The following is a 22,546-nucleotide window of genomic DNA, read 5'->3' on the forward strand; positions in this document are numbered from 1 at the left end:
CATCGGGTGTCTGACACCGGATGGTCCGGATGGTCGTGGGGTCAGAGGCGGCGGAGTTCGACGCGGTCGACGCGGTGGTCCTTGCGTTTGCGGACGATCAGCGATGCGCGGTCGCGCGTCGGCGCGATGTTCTCGCGCAGGTTCAAGCCGTTGATCTGGCGCCAGATTCCTCGTGCCGTGTCGACCGCCTCGTCGTCGGTGAGTTCCGCGTAGTTGCGGAAGAAGCTGTCGGGATCCTGGAACACGGACTCGCGCAGCGTCAGGAACCGTTCCACGTACCACTGCTCGATGTCGGCTTCCGCGGCGTCGATGTAGATCGAGAAGTCGAAGTAGTCGCTCACGAACTCCGTCTTCGACTCGCCGCTCTGGAGCACGTTCAGCCCCTCGAGGATCACGACGTCGGGTTGCTCGATGACGACGTGCTCGTCGTCCACGATGTCGTACACGACGTGGCTGTACACCGGTGCGTCGACTCGCGATCGCCCGCTCTTGATCTCGCGCAACACCCGCACGAGTTCGCGCGTGTCGTACGACTCGGGAAAACCCTTGCGGTGCATGATGCCGCGTTCCTCGAGGACGTGGTTCGGATGCAGGAATCCGTCGGTGGTGATCAAGTCGACCTTGGGGTGGTCGGGCCATTGGGCAAGCAGTGCCTGCAGGATGCGGGCGAACGTGCTCTTCCCGACAGCGACCGAGCCGGCGATCCCGATGATGTAGGGGACCTTCGGCTCCCGGGCCCCGAGGAACGTCGCGGTGACCTTGTGGAGATTCTGCGTCGCGCTGACGTACAGGTTCAGCAATCGGCTGAGCGGAAGGTAGACGGCGGCGACCTCGTCGAGGTCGATCCGTTCATTGATGCCCCGCAATCGCTCGAGATCCGGTTCACGCAAGGTGAGCGGTGTCGCGGCGCGCAGCTCGGCCCATTCGTCACGATCGAACGACAGACGGCGTGAACTCGCGTCGAACTCGGACACCGAGATGGAGAGCGGTGAGGCATCGGCCACCGCGAGGACTGTAGACGGCGGTGGCCGAGTCGTAGCCTTCCGGAGATGGGCGACGCCGGGAACGAGCGCAAACAGCGCGGTGCCTGGTTCACCCCGGAGCACCTCGTGGACGCGGTCGTCACCGCCGTCATCGACGAGATGTTCGTCGGTGCCAGGCACCAACGTGCCTTGTCGATTCTCGATCCGGCGTGTGGCGACGGACGGTTCCTGACGGCGGCGGTCGATGCGGTGCGGGCGGCCGGAGGCGATGCGACGGCGGTCGGGGTGGACATCGATGCCGAGACGGTGCGGATGGCGCCGTCCGCTCCAGGTGTCGAGATCGTGTGTGCCGACGCGTTGACGTCGACGTGGCTCGCCGAGCAGGCGGGAACGTTCGACCTGGTCATCGGCAATCCGCCGTTTCTGTCGCAGATGGCCAGTTCCACGACGCGGGGTGGTGCGAGCACACGCGGCGGTGGACCGTACGCCGACGCGGCGGTCGAATTCCTCGCGCTCGCCGCCGACATGGTCGATCCTGACGGCGGTCGTGTCGCGTTCGTGCTCCCGCAGTCGATCCTGTCCGCACGAGACGCCGGAGCGGTTCGCGATCGAATCGACCGACGCGCGGACATGATCTGGTCGACCTGGACGGGAGAACGCGACTTCGACGCCGAGGTCGTCACCTGTGCCCTTGCGTTCGAGTTCTCGTGTGCGGGCGCGGAGCGGGTGTCGCCAACGGGGTCGCGGTGGTCCCACGTCGTCACGGGACGTACGGGTGTCCCGCCCATGCCCACGGTCTTCGACACGAGTGATCCGGCACGAGGACGGCTCGGCGACCGGGCGCGCCTCAACGCCAACTTCCGCGACGAGTACTACGGCATGATCCCTGCCGTCGGCGATCACGAGACCGGCCCGCCGCTGATCACCAGTGGCCTGATCGACCCCGGCCGGTGCTGGTGGGGTGAGCGGTCGGTGCGTTTCGCGAAGCGGCGCTTCATCGCGCCGCGCATCGATCTCGCGGCCCTCGATCCGAGAATGTCGGCATGGGCCGACAAGCGGCTGGTCCCCAAGGTGCTCATCGCGAATCAGACGCCGATCGTCGAAGCGGTGTGCGACCCGTCGGGGGACTGGTTGCCGGGAGTTCCGGTCGTCGCCGCCTATCCCTTGGCCGAGGCCGCTGCGGCGACCGACGCGGTCGTGACGGAATCGGCCTGGGAGATCGCCACGGTGCTCGTCGCACCGTCGGTGTCGGTGTGGGCATGGCACCAGCGCGGAGGAACCGGGTTGTCGTCGAACGCGATCCGCCTCGGACCGACGATGCTCGCCGAACTTCCCTGGCCGACCGGGCGACTCGATGGAGCGGTGGCGGCACTTCGGGCCGGCGACGTCGTCGAATCCGGGCGACTCGTCGATCGTGCCTACGGCCTCGACGAGTCGGAGTGCGCGGAGGTCTTCGCCTGGTGGTCGCCGATCTTCGAGCGAATCGCGGCACGGGCGAACTGACCCACGCCGCTGGACCTCCGGGCGACCGTCTCGACCTGAGACGAACGTCTCGCCGAACATCGACGCGGTGTCATGAGAAGTCTCGGCGGTGCTGCCACAATGCATCCTCGTGAGCACCACCCGGCGGACCACTTCGACGCGACCGTGGATCGCTGGTGTGGCCACCGTCGTGTTGGCCATCGGTGTCGCATCGTGTGGCGGCGGTGGCAGCGAACTGTCCGAGCTCGCGCAGCGCGGCAAGAACACGGCGAACTCCAATGGCTGCGCTTCGTGCCATGGCTCGAACGGCCAGGGCGGCGTCGGGCCGACGTGGGTCGATCTCGCCGGGAGCGAGGTCGTGCTGAAGGTCCCCGAGGACGAGGGTGGCGGCACGCGCACGGTGACCGCCGACGACGAGTACCTGCTCCGAGCGATCCTCGAACCGGCCGTGGAAGAAGTCGACGGGTACACCGTCAAGATGCCGACGAACGGACTGAGCGAGGCCGAAGCCGACGACGTGATCGCCTACATCAAGGAACTGACCAGCGACGGCTGACCGCGTCGGCCGAGTCAGCGGTTCCAGGGGGCGAACGGGCTCGCTGCACCCTCGCCGCCGGTGAGCACCTCGGGCTCGCCCTCGGTGACGAGGAGCGTGTGCTCGAACTGGGCGGTCCGCTTGCCGTCGGAGGTGACCGCGGTCCAGTCGTCGTCCCAGATCTTGTAGTTGATGGAGCCGAGGGTGATCATCGGCTCGACCGTGAACGTCATCCCGGGGCGCATGATCACGCTGGACCGGCTGTCGTAGTAGTGCAGCACCTGGATGTCGGTGTGGAACTGCTCGCCGATGCCGTGACCGACGAACGCGCGCACCACCCCGTACTTGTACTTCTTGGCGTGATCCTCGATCGCCCGGCCGATGTCGGACAACGGTTGCCCGGCCTTGGCGGCCTCGATGCCGAGCCACATGCACTCCTCGGTGACCTGCACCAGCTGACGGCTCTCGGGATCGACCTCACCGACGAAGAACGTGGCGTTCGTGTCGCCGTGCACGCCACCGATCCAACCGGTGACGTCGATGTTGCAGATGTCGCCTTCGATCAGCGGACGCGAGTCGGGGATGCCGTGGCAGATCACCTCGTTGATCGAGGTGCAGCAGGCTTTCGGATAGCCGTGGTAGTTGATCGTCGACGGGTACGCACCGAGCTCGATGAAGCGCTCGTGAACGAAGGTGTCGATCTCCTCGGTCGTGACACCGGGCGCGACCATCGCTCCGGCCTCGCGCAGCACCGTCGAGGCGACCTTGCCGCTGTGGCGCATCGCCTCGATGATCTCGGGGGACTTGATCCGATCCTCCTCCCACGGCTCGTACTCGCCGGTGTCGGCGTACGGGGGCCGAGCGATGTGATCCGGGACCAGTCGCATGGGCGACACCTCACCCTGGAGCACGCGACCTTCGAGCTTCTTGTGGCATCGCTTGTACTTGCGCCCGCTCCCGCACCAGCAGGGCTCGTTGGCCTGGGGGAGGGTGGTCGGAGCCGTCGCGATGCTCATGTGTCGAGGATAGGGCGTTCGCGACGCGACCGGGAGTGCGCCGCGGTGCTCAGGCCGTCGGCAGTGACCAGAGCAGGTTCTCGAGGAGCAGGCGCTCGTTCGGATTGCGCTCCAGTGAGTCCAGTGCGTCGTGGATCCGGCGAACCGCGCTTGCGGCCGCGTCGATGCTGGGTGCGGTGCCCGCCGTCAGGGTGTCCCGGTAGGTCGCCGCCATCGTCGCGAGACCGGCTCGGAGTTCGTCGGTTCGCTGGCGGCGGATCTCGCGCTTGTGCCGGTCCTCGAGTTGCTTCTTGCCGCTCCCGCGCTCGCCGAACTCCTTGATCCGAGCGGTCAGTTCGTCCGCCTCGGTCTCCTGTCGTGCCGCCAGCGGTTCTCCTGCCTCGTCGATCAGCGCCAGCAACTCCGCGGCCAGTCGCATCGCCACGGCGCCCGACCCGTCGATCGTCGTCGGAGCGGCGAGGAACGCGGCACGGCGTGCGGCGAGGCCCGGGTCGGTGGCGAGCAACCGGGCCCGATCGAGGTCCCCGAGAGCTGCCTTCGATGCTGCCTGCGCCTCGACGGGGCCGACGCCTTCGGTCAGGAGTCGCGCGGCGATCACGCCGTCGGCGATCGACCGGAAATCGATCCTGGCGCAGCGCGACGAGATCGTGATCAGTTCGTGCGGAACGAAATCCGCACAGATGACGAACATCGTCGACTCCGGCGGCTCTTCGATCGTCTTCAGCATCAGTGCTGCGCCCTCGGGACGAAGGAGGTGGAACTCGTCGAGGATCAACACCTTGCGGGCGCTCTCAGTCGGAGCGAGCGACGACACGCGGACGATCTCGCGCGCCTGCTCGGCGGAGATCGAGGCACCGGCTCGCTGGACTTCGCGGACATCGGGATGCTCGCCACGCAGTGCCAGGCGCGCATCGCGCTGGTCGGGGTCGTCACCGCCGCTGATCACGCGTGCGGCGAAAGCGCGAGCAGCCTGGAACTTGGTCGAGCCGGGGGGGCCGACGAAGAGGTACGCGTGGACGGGTCCGACGTCGGCGGCCGATGCGAGCTGCTCGATCGCGAATGCCTGTCCGACCACGTCGTCCCACACGGAACTCATCCCACGCCTCGCACGGTGAGTGCCGCTTCGATCTGCGCGGCGACCTCGTCGATCGAACCGACTGCGGCGACGGTCACCCACTGGTCGGGGTCGGCCGCCGCCATCGTGCGGAAGCCATCGATCACCCGGTTGTGGAACTCGCGTCCGGCGGCCTCGAAGCGGTCGAGGTGGCGACGCGCCATCCTTTCGGCGATGACGTCGTCGGGGGTGTCGATGAACACCACGAGATCGGGCCACAATCCATCGGTCGCCCAGTCGTTGACGTCGCGGAGCATCCCGACGTCCAGCTGGCGTCCGTAGCCCTGGTACGCGAGCGTCGAGTACACGGACCGGTCGCTGACGACGCTGCGCCCGGCGGTGAGCGCGGGACGCACGACCTGATCGATGTGCTGGGCGCGGTCGGCGGCTGCGATGAGTGCTTCGGCGCGCGTGGACATGTCCGCGATCGACGTGTCGTGGAGGATCGACCGCAGGCGGGCACCGATGTCGGTTCCCCCGGTCTCGCGGGTGAGCAACGCGTGCGTGCGTGTCGCCAGTCGCTCCGCCTGGGTCGACTTGCCGCAACCCTCGGCACCCTCGAACGCGATGTAGGTCGGACCCGGCGTCACGGCCAGCACGGTACCAATCGGCCGGGGATCAGTCGTTGAGATCGGTGATCTCGACGGCGGCCTTCTCGGTCGTCGCGCTCTTGGTGACGCTCTTCTTCTTGGCCGCAGCCTTCTTCTTGCCGGCGGCCTTCTTCTTCGCCGCGCTCTTCTTCCCGGCGGCTTTCTTCTTGGCCGCGGCCTTCTTCTTCGTCGCCTTGGCCTTCTTGCCGGGTGTGCCGCCCTTGGCGATGATGGCTTCGCGCCGGATCGCCAGCAGCTCGAAGGCACGTTCGGGGGTGATCTCCTCGATCCGGTCGCCCTTGCCGAGCGATGCGTTGGTCTCGCCGTCGGTGACGTAGACGCCGAAACGGCCGTCCTTGGCGGTGACGTTCTTCTCGCTGACGGGGTCGGCGCCGAACTCCTTGAGCGGACCCTTTGCTGCCATGTTGCGGCCACCGCGCTTGTACACCTTCGGCTCGCTGTAGATCTTCAACGCCTCTTCGAGCGTGATCTCGAAGATCCGATCTTCCGAGTCGATGTTGCGGTAGTCCTTCTCCTTCTGCACGTACGGCCCGTACCGGCCGTTGTTCGCGTAGATCGGAACGCCGTCCTCCGGGTCGTCGCCGACGTGGCGGGGGAGCGACAGCAGCTTCTCGGCCTCGTCCATCGTGATCTTCTCGAACACCATCGTCTGGAACAGCGACGACATCTTCGGCTTCTCCATGCCGGGAGGAGGATTGTCGTGGTCACCCCACTGGACGTAGGGGCCGTAGCGGCCGTTCTTGGCGAACACGGGCAGGCCGTCGATCTCGCCGATCGGATCGTCGCCCTTCGGTGCCGCGAGCAGTTCGACCGCCTTGGCGACGTCGAGTTCGTCGGGCGGCAGGTTGTCGGGCAGGCCCGCGGTGTCGTCACCACGCTTCACGTAGGGGCCGTAGCGGCCGGGTTTGACGACGATCAGGTCGCCGTTCTCGTCGGTGCCGAGCGGGAACGTGTTGATCTCGGCCGCGTCGATCTCGTCGAGGTTCTCCTCGACCAGGCGCTTGAGGCCGAGCATCGCATCGTCGCCGGCGCCGGCCTCGGCGGTGATCGACGGGACGTCGTAGTCGTCGGTCTCGCCGAAGTAGAAGCGGGTGAGCCACTGGGCCTTCTGGCGGTCGCCGCGCTCGATCGCATCGAGGTCCTCGTCGATCGACGCCGTGAACTCGTAGTCGACCAGTGCGTCGAAGTGTTCCTCGAGCAGGCGGACGACGGCGAACGCGGTCCAGGTGGGGACGAGGGCTTGGCCCTTCTTCCACACGTAGCCGCGGTCCTGGACCGTCTGGATGATGGATGCCCACGTGGACGGTCGGCCGATCTCGAGTTCTTCGAGCTTCTTGACCAGTGACGCCTCGGTGTAGCGCGCCGGCGGCGTGGTCGTGTGACCGACCGGTTCGATCGAGTCGGTCGGGACCGTGTCGCCGACGGTCAGCGGCGGGAGCAACGCTTCGGAATCGGCGGCATCGTCGCCGCGCTCTTCCTTCGAGGCGACGTAGACGGCTCGGTAGCCGGGGAACGTGATCGTGGTGCCCGACGCCGCGAACTCGCACTCCACGATCTCGCCGGTGGTGCGGTCGGTCGCCGGAGCGCCCAGGCGCACGCTGACGGTCACACCGGTCGCGTCGGCCATCTGCGAGGCGAGGGTGCGCTGCCAGATCAGGCGGTACAGCGCCATCTCCTGGCTGTTCAGTTCGGTGGAGACACTGTCCGGCGAACGGAACGGTGTCGTCGGGCGGATCGCCTCGTGGGCTTCCTGCGCGCTCTTCGACTTCGTCTTGTACTGCTTCGGACCCGCGTTGAGGTACTTCGAGCCGTACTCGCTCGTGATCGCCGAGCGGGTCGCGTTCATCGCCTCGTCGGACAGGATCACGTTGTCGGTACGCATGTAGGTGATGAAGCCCCGCTCGTACAGTCCCTGAGCGACACGCATCACCTGCGACGAGGAGAGGCGCAGCTTGCGGCCACCCTCCTGCTGGAGCGTCGACGTCATGAACGGTGCCTTCGGCGACGACTTGTAGGGCTTCTCCTCGACGGAGCGAACCGTGAAGGTCGACTCGTGGAGGCTCTCGGCCAAGCCGCGTGCACGCTGCTCGTCGAGCGCGATGATGTCCTTCTTGACGGCGCCGGTGTTGTCGAAGTCCTTGCCGGTGGCGATCCGGTCGCCGGCGATCGAGATCAGTTTCGCGTCGAACGCCGGAGCGGTCGCGGTGACGACGTCGATGTCCCAGTAGTCGGCGGTGACATAGGCGATGCGTTCCCGTTCGCGCTGCACGATCAGCCGCACGGTCGGCGACTGGACCCGACCCGCCGACAGGCCGCGGTTGACGCGTCGCCACAGGACGGGACTGACCTCGTAGCCGTACAGGCGGTCGAGGATGCGCCGCGTCTCGGCCGCGTCGACCATTCCGTAGTCGATGCCGCGCGGGTTCGCGACCGCATGGTCGATCGCCGACTTGGTGATCTCGTGGAACACCATCCGCTTGACCGGGACCTTCGGCTTCAGGTACTCGACCAAGTGCCACGAGATCGCTTCGCCCTCGCGGTCTTCGTCCGTCGCGAGGTAGAGCTCGGAGGCTTCCTTCAGCGCAGCCTTGAGTTCCTTGACGACCGTCTTGCCCCGTTCGGTCAGCTCGTAGGTGGGTTTGAACCCGTTGTCGACGTCGATGTTCAGGCCCTTCGACGGGAGGTCCGACACGTGGCCGACAGAGGCGCGCACGTCGTAATCGCTGCCGAGAAGCTTCGACAGGGTCTTCGCCTTTGCGGGGGATTCGACGACGACGAGTGGCTTGGACATCAGTGCCTTTCGCTACGAGATCTGGAAGCGGTTGTCAAGCCGCAGGGTGGTGATGTGGAGGGGATGTTGCGTGGAGTTCATCCGAGGGTCTGCCGCAGAGTGTGCCGAGAAATCGGGGATTCCGGCAATCGACGCTGTTCGGCGGAGCCTCCGCGAGACCTCGCGACGGCATCGGTTCTACAGTGAACGAGGTGGCCCACGACGGTGTCGCTCCGGATCCGGAGGACGACGACAGCCCGTGGCGCGCCGACGCCGAGGTCAGCTTCGTCCACCCACCACGGCGGTCGTTCGTCGATCGGGGAGAGCGGGGCGAAGACGGCACACGGTCGGAACCCGCGTCGCCGGGAGGACCTCGGTCGACGACGCGTCGCATCGGCGTCGCTCTGGGTGGACTCGCGGCGCTCGTGATCGGTGGAGCAGCGGTGATGTGGACTGCGCGATCGGATCCTCCGATCGGCGCTGTCGAGGTCGATGCGCAGGTCGACGACGCGGACGATTCGGCCGGATCGGCGAGTGATCTCGGCGGCGATGTGACCAGCAGGCCCGATGACGTGCCGGGATTCGCGCCGATCGCCTGTGCGTCACCACGGCTTCCGATGTCGATCGAGCCGCTCTGGAGCGAGGAGTTGGCCGACGTCCGCAGCGTCGTTGCGCCGATCACCGTCAGTCCCGAGTCGGTCGTCACCTTCGTCCGGCACGATCGACCGGCCGCTGACGGGTCGCTCCCGATCTCCGTGGTCGCGCTGGACCTCGACGACGGAGGGGAACGATGGCGTGCAGAGATGCGGTCGCCGACGGGACGACACGAGGTCGTCGGGATCGTCGACCGCACCGTGATCGTGCGGAGCGCATCGGGTCCCGACACAGGGTTCCGACGCCTGTTCGGCTTCGACGAGGACTCCGGCGAGCTGCTCTGGGATCGTGGATTCCGCGGCGACTGGACGGCGCGCCTCGATGCAACCACGGGTCTCGTGTACGTGGGCGTCCGGCGGCCGGCGGCGACCACCACGACAGAAAGTGAAGTGGAGGTCGTGAACGCTCAGGACGGCGACCGGGTCCACATCGCCGCTGGAGCGATCGTCGGCATCGATCCGGACGGCCGGCTGATCACACGCCAGGGCGACAACGTGCTCGCGACGTCTCCCGCTGACCGCGACCTGCTCGGCGTCGTGGTGCCGTCCGACTCGCCCTTCGCCGCGCTCGGAACGGGCGTCGTCGTCGCGCCCGGAAACGCCACGGACATCAGCGTGTACTCGGGAACGGATGAGCCGCGAACCGTCCCGCTCACGGGTTCGCCCGGAATCGATCCACCGGGATTCGTCGTGGGCCTGGAACCTCTCGGAGAAGCGTCGCTCATCGTGACCGGCGGTGGTTCGGTCCACGGCGCCGAGATCGTCGACGACACCGTGGAGATCCGATGGCGCGTGTCCGGAATCGTGCTGGAGAGTGTCGTGAGCGATCGGGGACGCTCCCTGCTCGTGGCGACGGAGGGCGGCGCGAAGCAACGCGTGATCGACAGCTCGACGGGGAGCACCCTCGTCGACCTCGACCTGCGTCCGGGGTCGCAGGAGACCCTGACGATGGCGTCGAACGGCGTCGTGGTGCAGGACATCATCGATGGCGATCTGTCGCGGGTGGCGTTCGATCTCGACGGTCGCGAACTCTGGTCGCTGCCGGGAAGCGGTCCCGTCGCGATCGGTCGTGGTGTGGTGGCCACCGTGCAGAAGTCGGATGACGTGACCCGAGTGTCCGCCTGGGGAGACGCAAGCGGTCCGTCGCTGGCGGACGGGTGTCGAGCCGAGCCGCAGGCGGGTGCGGACGATCCGGAACCCGTGGCTGTCGGCGCGTCGAGCGCAGATCGATGAGTACGGTCGGCGCGGTGAACGATGTGGACGATGGACGCGACCGGCTCGGCTGGTCCGCGTCGTTCGAGCAGGCGTGGACGGATCTCGGGCGCCCGGGTGAACCGGCCCGCGTGACCCGACTCGACCGCGGGTGGAGCACGGCCGCCCGATCACTGAACCAAGTGGTCGGGCGTGAGGAGCCGGTACGCCTGCGCAACATCGGTGCCGACGTCGCCGTCGGTGACTGGATCGTGCCGAGCGACGACGGCGAGCGGGTGGAGCACGTGCTCGATCGCACCTCGGCGTTCACCCGCCGCGCGTCGTTCGACGGAATGCGCGCGGTGGCGCACACGCTCGCGGCGAACATCGACGTCGTCTTCCTGATCCACGCTTTGGGAGCACCGCCGAGCCCGCGTCGACTCGAACGCGAGTTGGTGCTGGCGTTCGACTCGGGTGCCGAGCCGATCGTGGTGCTCACCAAGACCGATCTCGTCGACGATCCGGAGCCGACCCGGCTCGCGCTGGCCGCGGTGGCCTTGGGTGTTCCCGTGTTGTTGGCGAGTGGGATCACCGGCGAGGGGGTCGACGCGCTGCGTGCCGCGGCCAGTGGAAACCGGACGCTCGCGTTCCTCGGTGCGAGTGGCGTCGGGAAGTCGACGCTCGTGAACGCGCTCGTCGGAGACGCGGTGCAGGCGACCTCGGAGGTGCGCGAGGGCGATCAGCGGGGACGGCACACGACGGTCGTCGCGTCGCTCGTGCCGATGCCGGACGAGGGTTGGATGATCGACACCCCGGGCGTGCGTGCCGTGAGCTTGTGGTTGTCGGGCGACGGGATCGAGCGGGCGTTCGCGGACGTCTTCGACCTGATGGACCACTGTCGATTCCGCGACTGCAAGCACGATCGCGAGCCCGGATGTGCGGTACAGCAGGCGATCGCCGACGGTGATCTGGATCCGGTGCGGTTGTCGGCGCTCGAAGCGCTGATCGTCGAGGAGTCGGCGTTGGAGGAGGAGCAGCGGGCGCGGGAGAAGGCGGCCGATCGTCGATCGAAGGATCAGCGGCGTCCCGAGGTGGCCGAGTTCGACGGAATGAGGGAGTGAGCGATGACGACCCGCGGTGAGGAGGAGCTCGAGGCGGCAGGTGGCCGAGGAGCGATCGCATCCAATGGCAAGCCGGTCGAGTCGGTGTGGGATTTCCCGCGGCCACCACGGGTCGAGCGTGTCGACTGGAGGATTCGCGTCGTGCACGCCGGCGTCACGGTGGTCGACGCGTCCCACGCCATGCGGGTGCTGGAGACGAGCCAGGCGCCTGCGTACTACGTCGCTGCGGACTTCGTCGACATCGATCGCCTCGCCGAGACGACACGCCGGTCGATGTGTGAATGGAAGGGGTCGGCGACCTATGCCGACGTGCTGGTCGACGAGCACCGTGCGAACGAGGCCTGTTGGACGTACCGGACACCGACGCCGAGGTTTGCGGAGATCCGTGACCACTGGGCGTTCTACGCGCAGTCGCTCGACGAATGCTGGGTCGACGACGAACGCGTCGATCCGAACGACGGCTCGTTCTACGGAGGCTGGATCACCGCCAACGTGACCGGTCCGTTCAAGGGTGCGACCGGCACACTCAGCTGGTGAACGCGACGGCGGTCACCTCATCCGATCACGCGCCGAGGACCCATCGGCTGCCCTCGTCGTCGTCGGTACGGAACCAGTAGTCGTTCCGGATGACGGCGCTGATCGGGAGCGGGCCGTAGATGTGGGGGAACACCTCGTCCATGCCCGGTGCCGGGGGTTCCCACCGGATCTCGTGGGGGATCTTGTCCGGATCGATCCGCAGCAGGACCAGTTGATCGACGTCGGCATAGAAACGGTTCGCCGTTGCCTCGGTCTGCGCGAGCGTCGACGCGTGGATGAAGCCTTCCTCGTCGAGGGTGCGTCCGCGAGTGGACATCGTGTACTCCCCGGACTGGAACGCAGCGGCCCAGTCCTCGGGGAGGGCCAGGTGGAAGATCGGCTCGGCGCTCATCAGTCGGCGACGTCCACCTTGGCGATCACCTTCGTCGGCGTGACGCGCACGATCATCTCGGGTGGAACGGCGTTGCGCCGTCCGTACTGCTCGGCCAAGTCGTCACCCATGTAGCGACCCGCGATGCGCGTGGCCCATGCCAGCAGGTCGTCGGGGTCCGTCGAGGTGGAGGTCGTGCCGTTGATCGTGACGAAGGAGAACGGCGGTCGATCGTCGTCGATGCACAGGCTGACCCGTCCATCGCGCAGGATCGACTTTCCCTTCACCGTGTCGGCCGACGTCATGAACACGATCTGAGCGTCGTCTCCTTCACCGTCGACGTCGACCCACACCGGTGCGACCTGCGGGGACCCGTCGGCGCGGATGATCGCCAGCTTCGCGGTTCGGGCCGGAAGCTCGGAGATGAACGACTGCCACCAGCCGTCCGGTGCCTGGTTGTACGCCATGCCTGTGGCCAACCGACGACCGTCCGATTCTGTTCCCACGCGGACGATCACAGGTCGCCGACGTCGAGTCGGTCCCGCACCACCGCGGCACGCGAGCGGACCGCGTCGAGGTCCGACAGTTGCTCGGCTGCCCGCACCTGTCGGGCGATGCGCGGATTGCTCACCAGACGATCATGGTGGCGGTCGAGAAAGTCCCAGTACAGCGTGGTGAACGGGCAGGCGTCGTCACCGACTCGCTGCGTGCGGTCGAAACGGCAGTCACCGCAATAGTCGCTCATCGTGTCGATGTAGTTCCCTCCAGCTGCGTAGGGCTTGGTCGCCATCCGCCCACCGTCGGCCCATTGGCTCATCCCGATCACGTTGGGCAGCATCACCCACTCCGCTCCGTCGATGAACGTCGACCACATCCACGTCGTCATCGCCCACGGATCCACGCCGTGCAGCATGGCGAGGTTGCCGAGCACCATGAGGCGTTGGATGTGATGGTTGTACGCCTTGGAGTGCAACGTCGACAGACAGTGGTCGACACAGTTCATCTCCGTCGACGCCGCTCCGCTGAACACGGGCGGAAGCGCTCGGTCGGCTCCGAGGACGTTGGCGGACCGGTACTCCGGCATCCAGAGCCAGTACACGCCCCACACGTATTCGCGCCATCCGATCACTTGACGGATGAACCCTTCGGCGGAGTTGAGCGGGACGCGACCGTCGTCGTACGCGTCCTGGACCGCGTCGCAGACTTCGCCCGGGAGCAGCAGGCCGATGTTCATGTACGGCGAGAGCGTCGAGTGCGCGAGGTGCCACGAACGCCGGACCATTGCATCCTCGTGAGGACCGAACCGAGGGAGCACCTCGTCGACGAAGTGGCGAAGTCGGCTCAGCGCCGCGCGTCGGGTCGTGGCCCAGGTTCCGTCGGGTGCGGTTCCCCAGAGCTCCCCACCGTTGTCGAACGCGACGTCGTCGAGGTCGGCGAGTACCTCCCGGTCGAGCTCGTCGAGCCGCGATGTCTGGGGCGCAGCCCACGGATCGGACTCATCGCCGGGAGGAGGTTCCCGATTCTCGTCGTCGAAGTTCCAGCGCCCACCGACCGGTTCTCCGTCCTGGTCCATGAGGTATCCGAGCCGTTTTCGTTGCCAGCGATAGAAGTCCTCCATCCTCAGCCTGTTTCGGCCGTCGGCCCAGTCGGCGAAGTCCTGGTAGTGACACAAGAACTGATTCGAACGAACGGTGGTGACGCCGAGGTCACGGAACAACTCGAGTCCGTCCCAACTCGCTGGTTCGGTGGCGATCACCTCGTCGGGCTCGAACTCGTCGACGTGCTCCCGGAAGCCGTCGGCCAGGGAACGGGAGCGGCGGTGATCCACCTCGAAACCGGCGGCGGACAGTTCGTCGGCGAATCGTCGCATCGAGGCGATGACGAAGTGTGCCCGTTGGACGTGCCAACGCTTCGACGTGACCTTCGCGGTGCTCTCGATGATCAGGACACGATCGGTGGTCGGGTCGGCATCGGCGAGCGCACCGAGGTGGCGATTGAGCTGATCGCCGAGAACCCACACCGTGTTCACCGCACGATGATCGCGGTGTTCGACCGGACGCGCCCAACGCAGCGGTCGATCCGATTGATCCGATCACGGGGGTTCGAGGGCCATCGTCGCGGTCGCCGAATGCGTGACGGGGCCGATGGCTGCACCGATGATCGCGATGTCGGTCGGGTCGACGTAGGTGACCGTGACGCTCACCGTCGCCGCTTCGACCGAGACGGACACGTCCATCGGCAGAGCGACCGCCCGACGGGCCGCGCTCGTCGCGGCCCCGCCCGACTGAGCCGAGACGGCCGCCGCTCGTGCACCTTCGCGCGCCGCGAGTTCGACGGCGACTTCGTTGCGGATGGTCACGCCGACCTGCGCGATCGCGAGCATCGCGATGACGACCAGCGGCAAGGCGACGGCGAATTCGACCGCCGCTTGCCCGCGATCGCGAGGTCGGCGTGAGATCGGCACGTTCAGACCTTGTCGGTCACCGAGTCGATCACCCGGTTGAAGAGGCGGCTGATCTTCGCGGCGCCACCACCTGCTGTCGCCCAGGCGACGACGAGGAGGGCAACCAGTGCGGCCGCGAGGAGGACCAGCGCGTACTCGGTCGTTGCCTGGCCACGGTCGTCGTCACGCCGTTCGATCAGATGTGTCACCGCGTGTGTGAGACACCGCTCGATGTCGAGTCCGGTGCGATGGATGGTGATGGCAAGCATCAACAGAGGTGTGGTGTCGAGCATGGGGTCTCCGATTCTCGAAATGGTGTGCGAGCAGGACCTGGTGGTCGAGGTGGGACCGAGAGCCGGTCGATCAGAGATCGCTCGTGTTGAGCGACGTCATCGCCGCGAGGACGGCAGGAACGATCGCCAGCAGGACGAACGAGGGGAGCGTGCAGCACACGAGTGGGAACGCCATGCGGACCGGGAGCTTGCGCGCCTCGGCTTCGGCCTGCCGGCGGCGACGCTCGCGGACGTCGATCGCCAGTTGTTCGAGCGCGTGCCCGATCGGTGTGCCGTAGCGTTCGGACATCGCCAGCGTGTCGGCAACGACGGCGGCACTCGGACCGAGCAGTTCCGTGAGTGCATCGAGTGCCTCGGCGAGCGGAGCCCCGTGCGCAACACGCCGTCGTACCTCGTGCAGAGCGGGCCGGACCGGAACCGGACCCCGATCACTCAGGATCACGATCGCCTGATGTGGGGTCATTCCCGCGTGGACCACGAGGATCAACATGTCGATGGCGTCGGGGACGGACGCTTCGATGTGCCGCCGGTCGGCGCGGGCCGCCAGGACACGGCGGAGCGACGGCCAGCCGAGCCCGGCGACTCCGAGCGCGAGCGCAGCCATCGGCCCGGCCACGACGATCGCGGCCAGCGCCGCAGCGACCAGCAGGAATGAGCGTCCGCGTCGCGCTGTCCTGGGGCGCTCCGACGGCTCGTCGCGTTCGGCCGCACTCCATGGTTCGACCACGCGCCCGGATGCGCTCGCGAGTGACCCGACCGACGTAGCGACGATCACCGCGGCCAACACCGAGACGATCACGGTGGCCCCGATGTTGCTCTGGGCGCGGTCGGGGCGGGCGCTCCGGCGATCCGACGCATCCACCAGGCGCCGACGGTGTTCAGCACCAGTCCGATGCCGACGACCGTGGCACCACTGGCCGAGGTCACGGTCGCACGAACGTCGCCGTCGGTCGCGAGGAGCAGCGCGAGCATGGCGAGCGGAACGACCGTGAGCACGCGCGCAGACATCCGTGCCTGGGCGCTGTTCGCGCCTCGTTCGAGTCGATCGGATGCCCGTTGACGCATCGCGACGCCGAACCGGTCGATCGGCTCGGCCGTGTTGCCGCCGAGCGCCGCGGTTGCGGAGAGCACGGCCGCGAAGGTGTGGAGCGCGTCGATGCCGGATGCGGGGTCACGCTCCAAGTCGACCGACCAGTCGTCGCATGCGGCGCTCACGGTCGATCCGCGTTCGAGTCGGTGCCGGAGGAACGCCGTGTGCTGGGCGACGGCCGCGTCGTCGGGCACCGTGCCGGCGATGACCGATCGGAGGGTCGATCCGTGTCGCAGCCCGCGGGCGAGCTCGTCGCACCACGCGGCGACACCGGCGGGTTCGAGGTGATGTCGTCGGTGGAGCGCGTCCCAGGGCCGGCCCGACCCGTTCCGAGGTCGAAACCGCCGCTCGGACCTCTGGCGATCCGACGGGGCGCGGCGGGTCGGCCGGCACCCGGTCGTCGTCGAGAGCACGAGCGCCGTGACGACCGCCGCAGTGACCGGGACCACGATCATCGACGCGTCCGATTCGGTCGTGCGGCGACGACGAGATCTCCCCCGCTCGAACACGCGAGCGAGCGAACGGTCGGTGCGCCGAGCCGGCCGTCGAGGCTCGGTGGATCGACCTCGCAGATCTCGAGGATCCGTCGGGAGCGTCCCTGCCGGCCGACGTGCACGACGATGTCGATCGACCGAGCGAGTTGCTGGCGCACTGCCGACAACGGCCACTGTGGCGCGGCCTGCAGCACGAGTGATTCGAGGCGCAGCAGCGCGTCGAGTGGACCGTTGGCATGGCACGTCGAGAACGACCCGTCGTGCCCGGTGTTCATCGCCTGCACGAGTGCCAGGCATTCGTCGGAGCGGACCTCTCCGACGACGAGCCGGTCAGGTCGGAGGCGGAGCGCCGTCCGCACCAGGTCGGTCAACGAGACCGGGCGGACACCTTCGGCTGTGGCCGGTCGCGCCTCGAGGCGCACGACGTGGGGAGCGCGGCACGGCAGCTCGGTCGTGTCCTCCAGAACGATCAAGCGCTCGATGTCGTCGACCGCGTCGAGCATGGCGGCCAACAGGGAGGTCTTGCCCGACGACGTGGCGCCGCACACGACCACGTTGAGGCGGTCGGCAACGATGGCACGGATCAGTTCCTCGCCGGACTCACCCGTGAAGTCAGCGATCGATCGCACGTCTTCCGAGAACCGACGGATCGACAGCGACGCACCGCCCACCGCCACGGGTGGAACCACGGCGCACACGCGGGCCCCGTTGGACAGGCGGGCATCGACGATCGGTGTCGTTCGATCGACCCGTCGTCCGATCGGCGCCAGGATGCGCTCGATCACCTGCTCGACCGTGGTCCCGTGGAGGACGCCCGCCGTCTCGACGCGACCGTCCCGATCGACCCAGATCTGATCGCCGGTCACCAGGACCTCGTCGATGTCCGGATCGTCGACGAGACGGTCGAGTTCACCGAGCCCGCGCATCTGGGCGGTGGCGTCGATCCGGAGTTGCCGTCGTTGGTCGGTCGTGGTGAGTGGTGCGAGCCGGCGCACCGCGCGGTCGACGAGGTCGTCGAGGTCACCGGTTTCGTCGCGGATCGATCGACAGACCGCATCGACGAGTCCGTCGGGTGTCATGCCGCGACACCGACGAGTGCGCGATGGAGCGACCGGGGCAGACGACCGCCGAGCAGCAGTCCGGTGTCGACCTGGCGGGCGATTCGGATGTCCCACTCGACGGTCGCGATGACCGGAGCTCCCACCGAGGTCTCGATGTCGCGTGCCTTGAGCGATCGGCCGGGTTCCGCGACCAGCACGACGCCGGTCGGCCGAACGGTGAGGTGGAACGCGCGCCGGAGCGAGAGGTAGCAGGCCCGCGTGACCAACCAGCGTTGTGGGCACTGTTCGGTGAACGAGGTCGGGAGGTCGCGCGTGCCGGCATCGACGACGACGGAGCCTCCCGTGTCGTTCGCCCACTCGGTGAAGAAGTCGACGAGTTCGTCCCAACGTTCGGTGCGGTCGGTGGGCGGAGCCCCCGGGCTCGCGGGTTCGCGAGCGGGCAGCAGCGCGCAGTTCGGCGTGACCTCGATGAGGAGATCCTCGAGGTGGGCGGGCGGCGCCTCACTGGCCAGCCATTCGACGACGCCCGGACGGCTGGTTTGATCGATTCCGAGGGCGTTCGGGACGTCACCGTCGAGATCGACGAGGAGCGTGGGACCCGGTGAGTTGATCGCACGTGCACATGCGACGACCGTGGTACCGCTGCCGCCCTTGACGGCGTGGCAGAGCGTGATCATGATTCCCCCAAGTGGGACGGGCCGGCGGACCGGCCGTGGACTCGGGAGGGAGTCGGTGAGCTGAAGGTACCGGTGGTCGTCGACCACTGCAACCACGCGCCACGCAACCGTTAGGGTGACGTCGCGCTACCGGGAGGTGTCCGAGTACCTGGTGGGCTCCGCCGCCTTCAAAGCGGTCGGGATGGGCGATCCCCATCCGGCGGGTTCGATTCCCGTCCACCTCCGCTGACAGGTCCACGGCTTTCCATGGACGTCGATCATCCGTCGCTGCGGCGCAGGATCGACGCGAGGATGGCTCGGGCCGGCGGCCAGGGTTCGCTGTCCATCGCCGCGACGCGATCGAGCAACACCCGCGCCGAATCGGGGATCACCGGTGGCTCGGTCGGTGTGGCGTCGGCTTCGGGCGTGGCGAACACGAAACACGACATCGTGTGGTCGCCCGGTTCGAACTCCCCGGTGAGCATCGGGACCTGTCCGGCCGGGAAGTACAGGTTGGCGTTGACGGGAAGCGACTTGATCGATCCGGTGCGATTGCCATCGTCGTCGACGATCGCCGAGCAACCGGCGGATCCGCTGAGCACGCCCGGCTCGTCGGTCGACGTGGCGCGGCTCGCGAAACCGGTGCTCGCCGACGGAAGGGCGAAGCCGCCCTCGTCGACCGTGATCGCGCGTTCGGTCCGGATGCGGTGGATCCGCCCGTGCCAGGGTGTGCCCGCGCACACCACGGTGTCGACGCGGACGTCGTCGAACGGGAACCAGATGCTCCATGTCATGCCGTCCTCGACCCCGCCCTCGCGAGGCTGACCGCGAGTGCGCCGGACCTCTCCAGCGGTCACGGTGATCGTCGAGTCGGTCGCCGGACCGCCGAACGCGGCCTCGACGTCTCCGCTGAAAGCGAACGCCGTCGAGTACGCGAGCTTGTCGTACTTGGCGGCGCCCTGCTCGACGAACGGGATCGGCAACGCCCGCCGCCCGACGAAACCGACGCTCTGTCGAGCGTCCCGCGCCAGGACCCATCCGGCGTCGTCGATCGTGACGGGCCCGTCGACCTCGGGGAGGAGCAACTCCTCCGACGTCCAGAACGGGTGGTCGTCCGGCGCGGCGAGGGCACCGAACGCCTTCATGCACCAGTACGGCGATCCCGCAGAGTTGTACGACTCGGCGAGACGCCGGTTGTCGTAGGAGAACCCGACCGACAACACACCGTCGCGGTCGCTGATCGGTCGCTCGGCCCACCATCGCAGGTGACGCATCGAGATCCCCTTCGCCACCCCCCAGTCGACGCCGTCCACGTCCGCCCAGGCCATGGCGCCCCAGAAGCTGGCCATCGCGAACCGGTAGGTGAGGCTCCGGCCGTAGGGGATGGAGGCGCCGTCGGACGCGAACCAGTGGACGAAGTCGTGGCCGAACGCGCTGGCCCGTTCCGCGTATCTCGCTGCGACGCGGTCATCACCGAGGCCGAGCCGGTTGGCTGCCACGTACAGGAGGCCGTACGTGTGGAACGCGAACGGGATGTAGTAGTCGACGTTGCCCGTGCGTCCGTCCTGGTACCAGTGGTCGCCGCGGCGGTAGGTCTCGATTCGTTCGAGCGATTGGTCGAGCCGTGCGTGATCGACGGGGCGTCCGACTCGCTCGAGTCCGAGCGACACCAGCACTCGGAAGTACTGCCAGTTGTTGTCGACCGGCTCGAACTCGTCGATGCCGTGCAACCAATCGGTGACGCGATCCTTGGCAGCAGCCGAGAGTGGCTCCCAGATCTGATCCGGGCAGAAGGCCATCGCGAGGCCGATCGCCGCCTGTTCGACCATCCGCTGATCGGGGCTCGATTCGACCGCCCCCCAGTAGTCGACGGACGCGGGATCGGTTCCGGCGTCGAGACCCGACAGGTAGCGGTCCCAGTGTTCGAAACCTCCGCCACCGACCGTGAGCGGGACGATGCCGTACAGCGGTCTCGCGTAGCCCTCCAACTCGGCGACGCGCTCGGGAAACACCGCACCGAAGCTTCCGAGACGCACCCGCGCGCCCGAGTCACTGGTGTGGGGCAGCAGCGGTGCGTGGAGGTCGCGGACGGCGCGCTGGAGATCGGCGCGTGTGGTGAGGGGCCCCGCGGTGAGCGGATTGGCTCGGGTCGGGGAGGCGGTGGTCACGCGATTCGTTCGAGGTCGGACTCGACGACCGGGCAGAGTGCGGGTTGGCCGGCGACGAAACGCTCGATCTCGGTGACGGCGGCTGCACCGAGACGGGGGAGTTCGTTGCCCAGCGAGCCGGCGACGTGCGGTGTCAGGACGACGTTGGGAAGCGAGTACAACGGTGAATCGGCCGGCAGCGGCTCCGGTTCGGTCGTGTCGATGAACAGGTTGAGTCGTCCTGATTCGGCCTCGGCGGTCATCGCGTCGGTGTCGATGATCGCACCGCGCGCGGTGTTGATGATCCACGTGCCGTCGCGCATCAGAACGAGCTGTTCGGCGCCGATCATGCGCTCGGTGGACGGCAGGAGGGGTGCATGGACGCTGACGATGTCGCATCGTTCGCACAGCTCGTCGAGCGTCGCCAACTCCGCACCCAGCGCTGCGGCGTCGTCGTCTGCAAGGTACGGATCGTGGATGACGACGCGGCAATCGAAGTGGACGAGACCTTCGGCCACCATGCGACCGACCCGCGATGCACCGACGAGCCCGATCGTTCGGCCGCAATTGCCCATGTTCGCGTTGCGGTCGAGGAGACCGGGGAGTGCGGCCATCGCTCCACCCTGGTTCGCCCGGTGCTGGTCGCGGATCGCGAACACGTTCTTGCCGGCCATGATGATCGCGGCGATCGTGAACTCGGCGACCGGGACGGCGTTGGCATCGGCGGCGGACGTGACGGCGACCCCGGCCGCGTACAGCGACGGAGTCACCATCGACTTCACGGTGCCGGCGGCGTGTGCGACGAGACGCAGGTTCGGGAAACGAGCGAGAACCTGGTCGTCGAGCGGGGGGCAACCCCATCCGGTGAGCAGGATCGTGACGTCGGCAGCTGCGTCGTCCGGGATCTCGTCGGGACTGCCGAACGAGTCGTCGCCGACCAGCTCACCCGCTGCGGCGAGGCGTGCCCGGTCAGAGGGCGCCAGGACGTTGTCGGCCACGCCGGGGAACATGACCATGGCGATCGTGTGTGTACTCAGGGTCTGCCCTTTCGGCGGTGCATGCACGAGCTGCATGCGCTTGCAGGACGCGGGACATTGTCATAGCTTCCCTCGTTCGTCAAGACCGCTGAGAGCGCAGGAGAGTACGTGCGACGATTGATCGGGAAGCATTTCGCCAGCGCGGGGATCCGATGATCGAGAACGTACAGAGCGGGCTCTGCTCGGTCACCTTCCGCGGACTCGATCCAGCGGCGATCATCGACCTCGCCGTCGGGGCCGGCCTGCAGGGGATCGAGTGGGGAGCCGACGGCCACGTCCCGGTCGGAGACGTACCTCGGGCACGCGAGGTCGCCGCACGATGCGCCGATGCCGGAATCGAGTGCCCGTCGTACGGCACCTACCTCGGGGCGGACCAGGGGTCCGGGTCGACGGCCGACGCGTGCGCGACGGCGTCGGCGTTGGGGGCGGACAACCTCCGCGTGTGGACGCCGCTCGGGACCGACCACACCGCCGACCCCGAGACGCGTGGGGAGATCGTGCGCGAGCTGTCCACGACGTCCGCGATCGCCGTCGATCACGGCCTGACCGTCGGCGTCGAGTTCCACGGTTGGACGCTCACGCACACAGCCGAGTCGACGTTGCAGTTGATCGACGAGGTCGGTGCTCCGAACTTCTACACGTACTGGCAGCCGGTCTACTGGGACGAGACGATCAACGACGATCCCGTTGCACAGGTTGCCGAGTTCGACGCCGTGAGCGAACACCTCGCCCATCTCCACGTGTACTGGTGGAGGGGCCTCACTCGTCACCCGCTGGTCGACGGTGAGGCCACCTGGAGTGAGGTGCTGCCGCGTGCTCGCGGCACCAGCCGGTGGGAGAAACCCCGCTACGCGTTCCTCGAGTTCCTGCCCGATGACGAACCGTCGCTCCTCGCCCGCGAAGCGGCCACCCTCACGAAATGGATCGCGTGAGGAGATCCAG

The 22,546-nt window shown here is 67.7% G+C and carries 22 protein-coding genes and 1 tRNA gene; 7 read left to right on the forward strand and 16 right to left on the reverse strand.

Translation table 11 applies throughout. The features are described 5' to 3' along the window. Window positions 1-41 precede the first annotated feature (41 nt). The gene (gene coaA / locus ON45_RS10520; protein WP_241432191.1) at window positions 42-1,004 is read right to left on the reverse strand and encodes a type I pantothenate kinase; all 963 of its coding nucleotides are present in this window, start codon (window positions 1,002-1,004) and stop codon (window positions 42-44) included. 45 nt (window positions 1,005-1,049) lie between these two features. On the opposite strand from coaA, the gene ON45_RS10525 reads away from it, so the two are divergent. Both ON45_RS10525 and ON45_RS10530 read left to right on the forward strand, forming a co-directional pair. Then, complete coding sequence (locus ON45_RS10525) at window positions 1,050-2,486, forward strand: HsdM family class I SAM-dependent methyltransferase (RefSeq protein WP_040493729.1); 1,437 nt, start codon at window positions 1,050-1,052, stop codon at window positions 2,484-2,486. A 109-nt stretch (window positions 2,487-2,595) separates the two neighbouring features. Further along, entirely contained in the window at window positions 2,596-3,021 is a 426-nt protein-coding gene (locus ON45_RS10530; RefSeq protein ID WP_158412334.1) for a c-type cytochrome, read from the forward strand. Window positions 3,022-3,035: 14 nt separating this feature from the next. Here ON45_RS10530 and map read toward each other — a convergent pair whose 3' ends face one another. From map to topA, 4 genes are read right to left on the reverse strand one after another with little or no spacing between them, the layout of a single operon-like run. Next, a complete protein-coding gene (gene map / locus ON45_RS10535) occupies window positions 3,036-4,016 on the reverse strand; it encodes a type I methionyl aminopeptidase (RefSeq protein ID WP_040493733.1) in 981 nt (326 codons plus the stop codon). Between the two features lie 49 nt (window positions 4,017-4,065). After that, the gene (locus tag ON45_RS10540) at window positions 4,066-5,112 is read right to left on the reverse strand and encodes a DNA polymerase III delta subunit-related protein (protein WP_040493735.1); all 1,047 of its coding nucleotides are present in this window, start codon (window positions 5,110-5,112) and stop codon (window positions 4,066-4,068) included. Next, the gene (tmk, locus tag ON45_RS10545; protein WP_040493762.1) at window positions 5,109-5,720 is read right to left on the reverse strand and encodes a dTMP kinase; all 612 of its coding nucleotides are present in this window, start codon (window positions 5,718-5,720) and stop codon (window positions 5,109-5,111) included. Before tmk ends, ON45_RS10540 begins: the two co-directional genes overlap by 4 nt. 28 nt (window positions 5,721-5,748) lie before the next feature. Then, complete coding sequence (gene topA / locus ON45_RS10550) at window positions 5,749-8,532, reverse strand: type I DNA topoisomerase (RefSeq protein ID WP_040493737.1); 2,784 nt, start codon at window positions 8,530-8,532, stop codon at window positions 5,749-5,751. A gap of 191 nt (window positions 8,533-8,723) precedes the next feature. On the opposite strand from topA, the gene ON45_RS10555 reads away from it, so the two are divergent. Genes ON45_RS10555 through ON45_RS10565 form a run of 3 tightly spaced genes read left to right on the forward strand, consistent with a single transcriptional unit; the run spans window position 8,724 to window position 12,013 of the window. After that, complete coding sequence (locus tag ON45_RS10555) at window positions 8,724-10,397, forward strand: outer membrane protein assembly factor BamB family protein (protein ID WP_148288637.1); 1,674 nt, start codon at window positions 8,724-8,726, stop codon at window positions 10,395-10,397. Between the two features lie 14 nt (window positions 10,398-10,411). Beyond that, window positions 10,412-11,476, forward strand: a complete 1,065-nt coding sequence (rsgA, locus tag ON45_RS10560; RefSeq protein WP_051062872.1) for a ribosome small subunit-dependent GTPase A — start codon at window positions 10,412-10,414, stop codon at window positions 11,474-11,476. Between the two features lie 3 nt (window positions 11,477-11,479). Then, the gene (locus ON45_RS10565) at window positions 11,480-12,013 is read left to right on the forward strand and encodes a DUF427 domain-containing protein (protein ID WP_083914749.1); all 534 of its coding nucleotides are present in this window, start codon (window positions 11,480-11,482) and stop codon (window positions 12,011-12,013) included. Between the two features lie 25 nt (window positions 12,014-12,038). Here ON45_RS10565 and ON45_RS10570 read toward each other — a convergent pair whose 3' ends face one another. From ON45_RS10570 to ON45_RS10610, 9 genes are all read right to left on the reverse strand, one after another. Then, the gene (locus tag ON45_RS10570; protein ID WP_040493741.1) at window positions 12,039-12,404 is read right to left on the reverse strand and encodes a DUF952 domain-containing protein; all 366 of its coding nucleotides are present in this window, start codon (window positions 12,402-12,404) and stop codon (window positions 12,039-12,041) included. Continuing rightward, window positions 12,404-12,862, reverse strand: coding sequence for a PPOX class F420-dependent oxidoreductase (locus ON45_RS10575; protein ID WP_206537681.1), 459 nt, complete (start codon window positions 12,860-12,862; stop codon window positions 12,404-12,406). The genes ON45_RS10570 and ON45_RS10575 overlap by 1 nt, the downstream gene beginning before the upstream one ends. A gap of 35 nt (window positions 12,863-12,897) precedes the next feature. After that, window positions 12,898-14,412 carry a cryptochrome/photolyase family protein gene (locus ON45_RS10580; protein ID WP_040493743.1) on the reverse strand — a complete coding sequence of 505 codons (1,515 nt, stop codon included), beginning with the start codon at window positions 14,410-14,412 and terminating at the stop codon, window positions 12,898-12,900. Window positions 14,413-14,475: 63 nt separating this feature from the next. Beyond that, window positions 14,476-14,847 (reverse strand): TadE/TadG family type IV pilus assembly protein, encoded by a 372-nt coding sequence (locus ON45_RS10585; RefSeq protein ID WP_051062873.1) that lies wholly within the window; start codon window positions 14,845-14,847, stop codon window positions 14,476-14,478. Window positions 14,848-14,849: 2 nt separating this feature from the next. Next, window positions 14,850-15,119 carry a DUF4244 domain-containing protein gene (locus tag ON45_RS10590; protein WP_040493745.1) on the reverse strand — a complete coding sequence of 90 codons (270 nt, stop codon included), beginning with the start codon at window positions 15,117-15,119 and terminating at the stop codon, window positions 14,850-14,852. Window positions 15,120-15,189: 70 nt separating this feature from the next. Continuing rightward, window positions 15,190-15,918, reverse strand: a complete 729-nt coding sequence (locus ON45_RS10595) for a type II secretion system F family protein (protein ID WP_158412336.1) — start codon at window positions 15,916-15,918, stop codon at window positions 15,190-15,192. Next, window positions 15,915-16,664, reverse strand: coding sequence for a type II secretion system F family protein (locus tag ON45_RS10600; protein WP_040493748.1), 750 nt, complete (start codon window positions 16,662-16,664; stop codon window positions 15,915-15,917). The genes ON45_RS10595 and ON45_RS10600 overlap by 4 nt, the downstream gene beginning before the upstream one ends. Continuing rightward, window positions 16,661-17,782, reverse strand: coding sequence for a TadA family conjugal transfer-associated ATPase (locus tag ON45_RS10605; protein ID WP_051062874.1), 1,122 nt, complete (start codon window positions 17,780-17,782; stop codon window positions 16,661-16,663). The genes ON45_RS10600 and ON45_RS10605 overlap by 4 nt, the downstream gene beginning before the upstream one ends. After that, on the reverse strand, window positions 17,779-18,441 hold the full coding sequence (locus tag ON45_RS10610) for a CpaE/TadZ family protein (protein WP_148288638.1): 663 nt from the start codon (window positions 18,439-18,441) through the stop codon (window positions 17,779-17,781). Before ON45_RS10610 ends, ON45_RS10605 begins: the two co-directional genes overlap by 4 nt. A 132-nt stretch (window positions 18,442-18,573) precedes the next feature. Here ON45_RS10610 and ON45_RS10615 point away from each other — a divergent pair. Then, a tRNA-Sec gene (locus ON45_RS10615) sits at window positions 18,574-18,667 on the forward strand. Between the two features lie 31 nt (window positions 18,668-18,698). Here the strand turns inward: ON45_RS10615 and ON45_RS10620 are convergent. Together ON45_RS10620 and ON45_RS10625 are read right to left on the reverse strand one after the other, a co-directional pair. Then, window positions 18,699-20,588 (reverse strand): DUF2264 domain-containing protein, encoded by a 1,890-nt coding sequence (locus ON45_RS10620; RefSeq protein WP_051062876.1) that lies wholly within the window; start codon window positions 20,586-20,588, stop codon window positions 18,699-18,701. Then, on the reverse strand, window positions 20,585-21,640 hold the full coding sequence (locus tag ON45_RS10625) for a hydroxyacid dehydrogenase (protein ID WP_051062878.1): 1,056 nt from the start codon (window positions 21,638-21,640) through the stop codon (window positions 20,585-20,587). Before ON45_RS10625 ends, ON45_RS10620 begins: the two co-directional genes overlap by 4 nt. Window positions 21,641-21,756: 116 nt before the next feature. Between ON45_RS10625 and ON45_RS10630 the strand changes: the two genes are divergently transcribed. Next, window positions 21,757-22,536: a sugar phosphate isomerase/epimerase family protein gene (locus tag ON45_RS10630; RefSeq protein WP_040493755.1), complete on the forward strand. Its 780-nt coding sequence runs from the start codon at window positions 21,757-21,759 to the stop codon at window positions 22,534-22,536. Window positions 22,537-22,546: the final 10 nt, after the last annotated feature.

Origin of the sequence: Ilumatobacter nonamiensis YM16-303 (assembly GCF_000350145.1) — a bacterium.
Classification (GTDB): domain Bacteria; phylum Actinomycetota; class Acidimicrobiia; order Acidimicrobiales; family Ilumatobacteraceae; genus Ilumatobacter_A; species Ilumatobacter_A nonamiensis.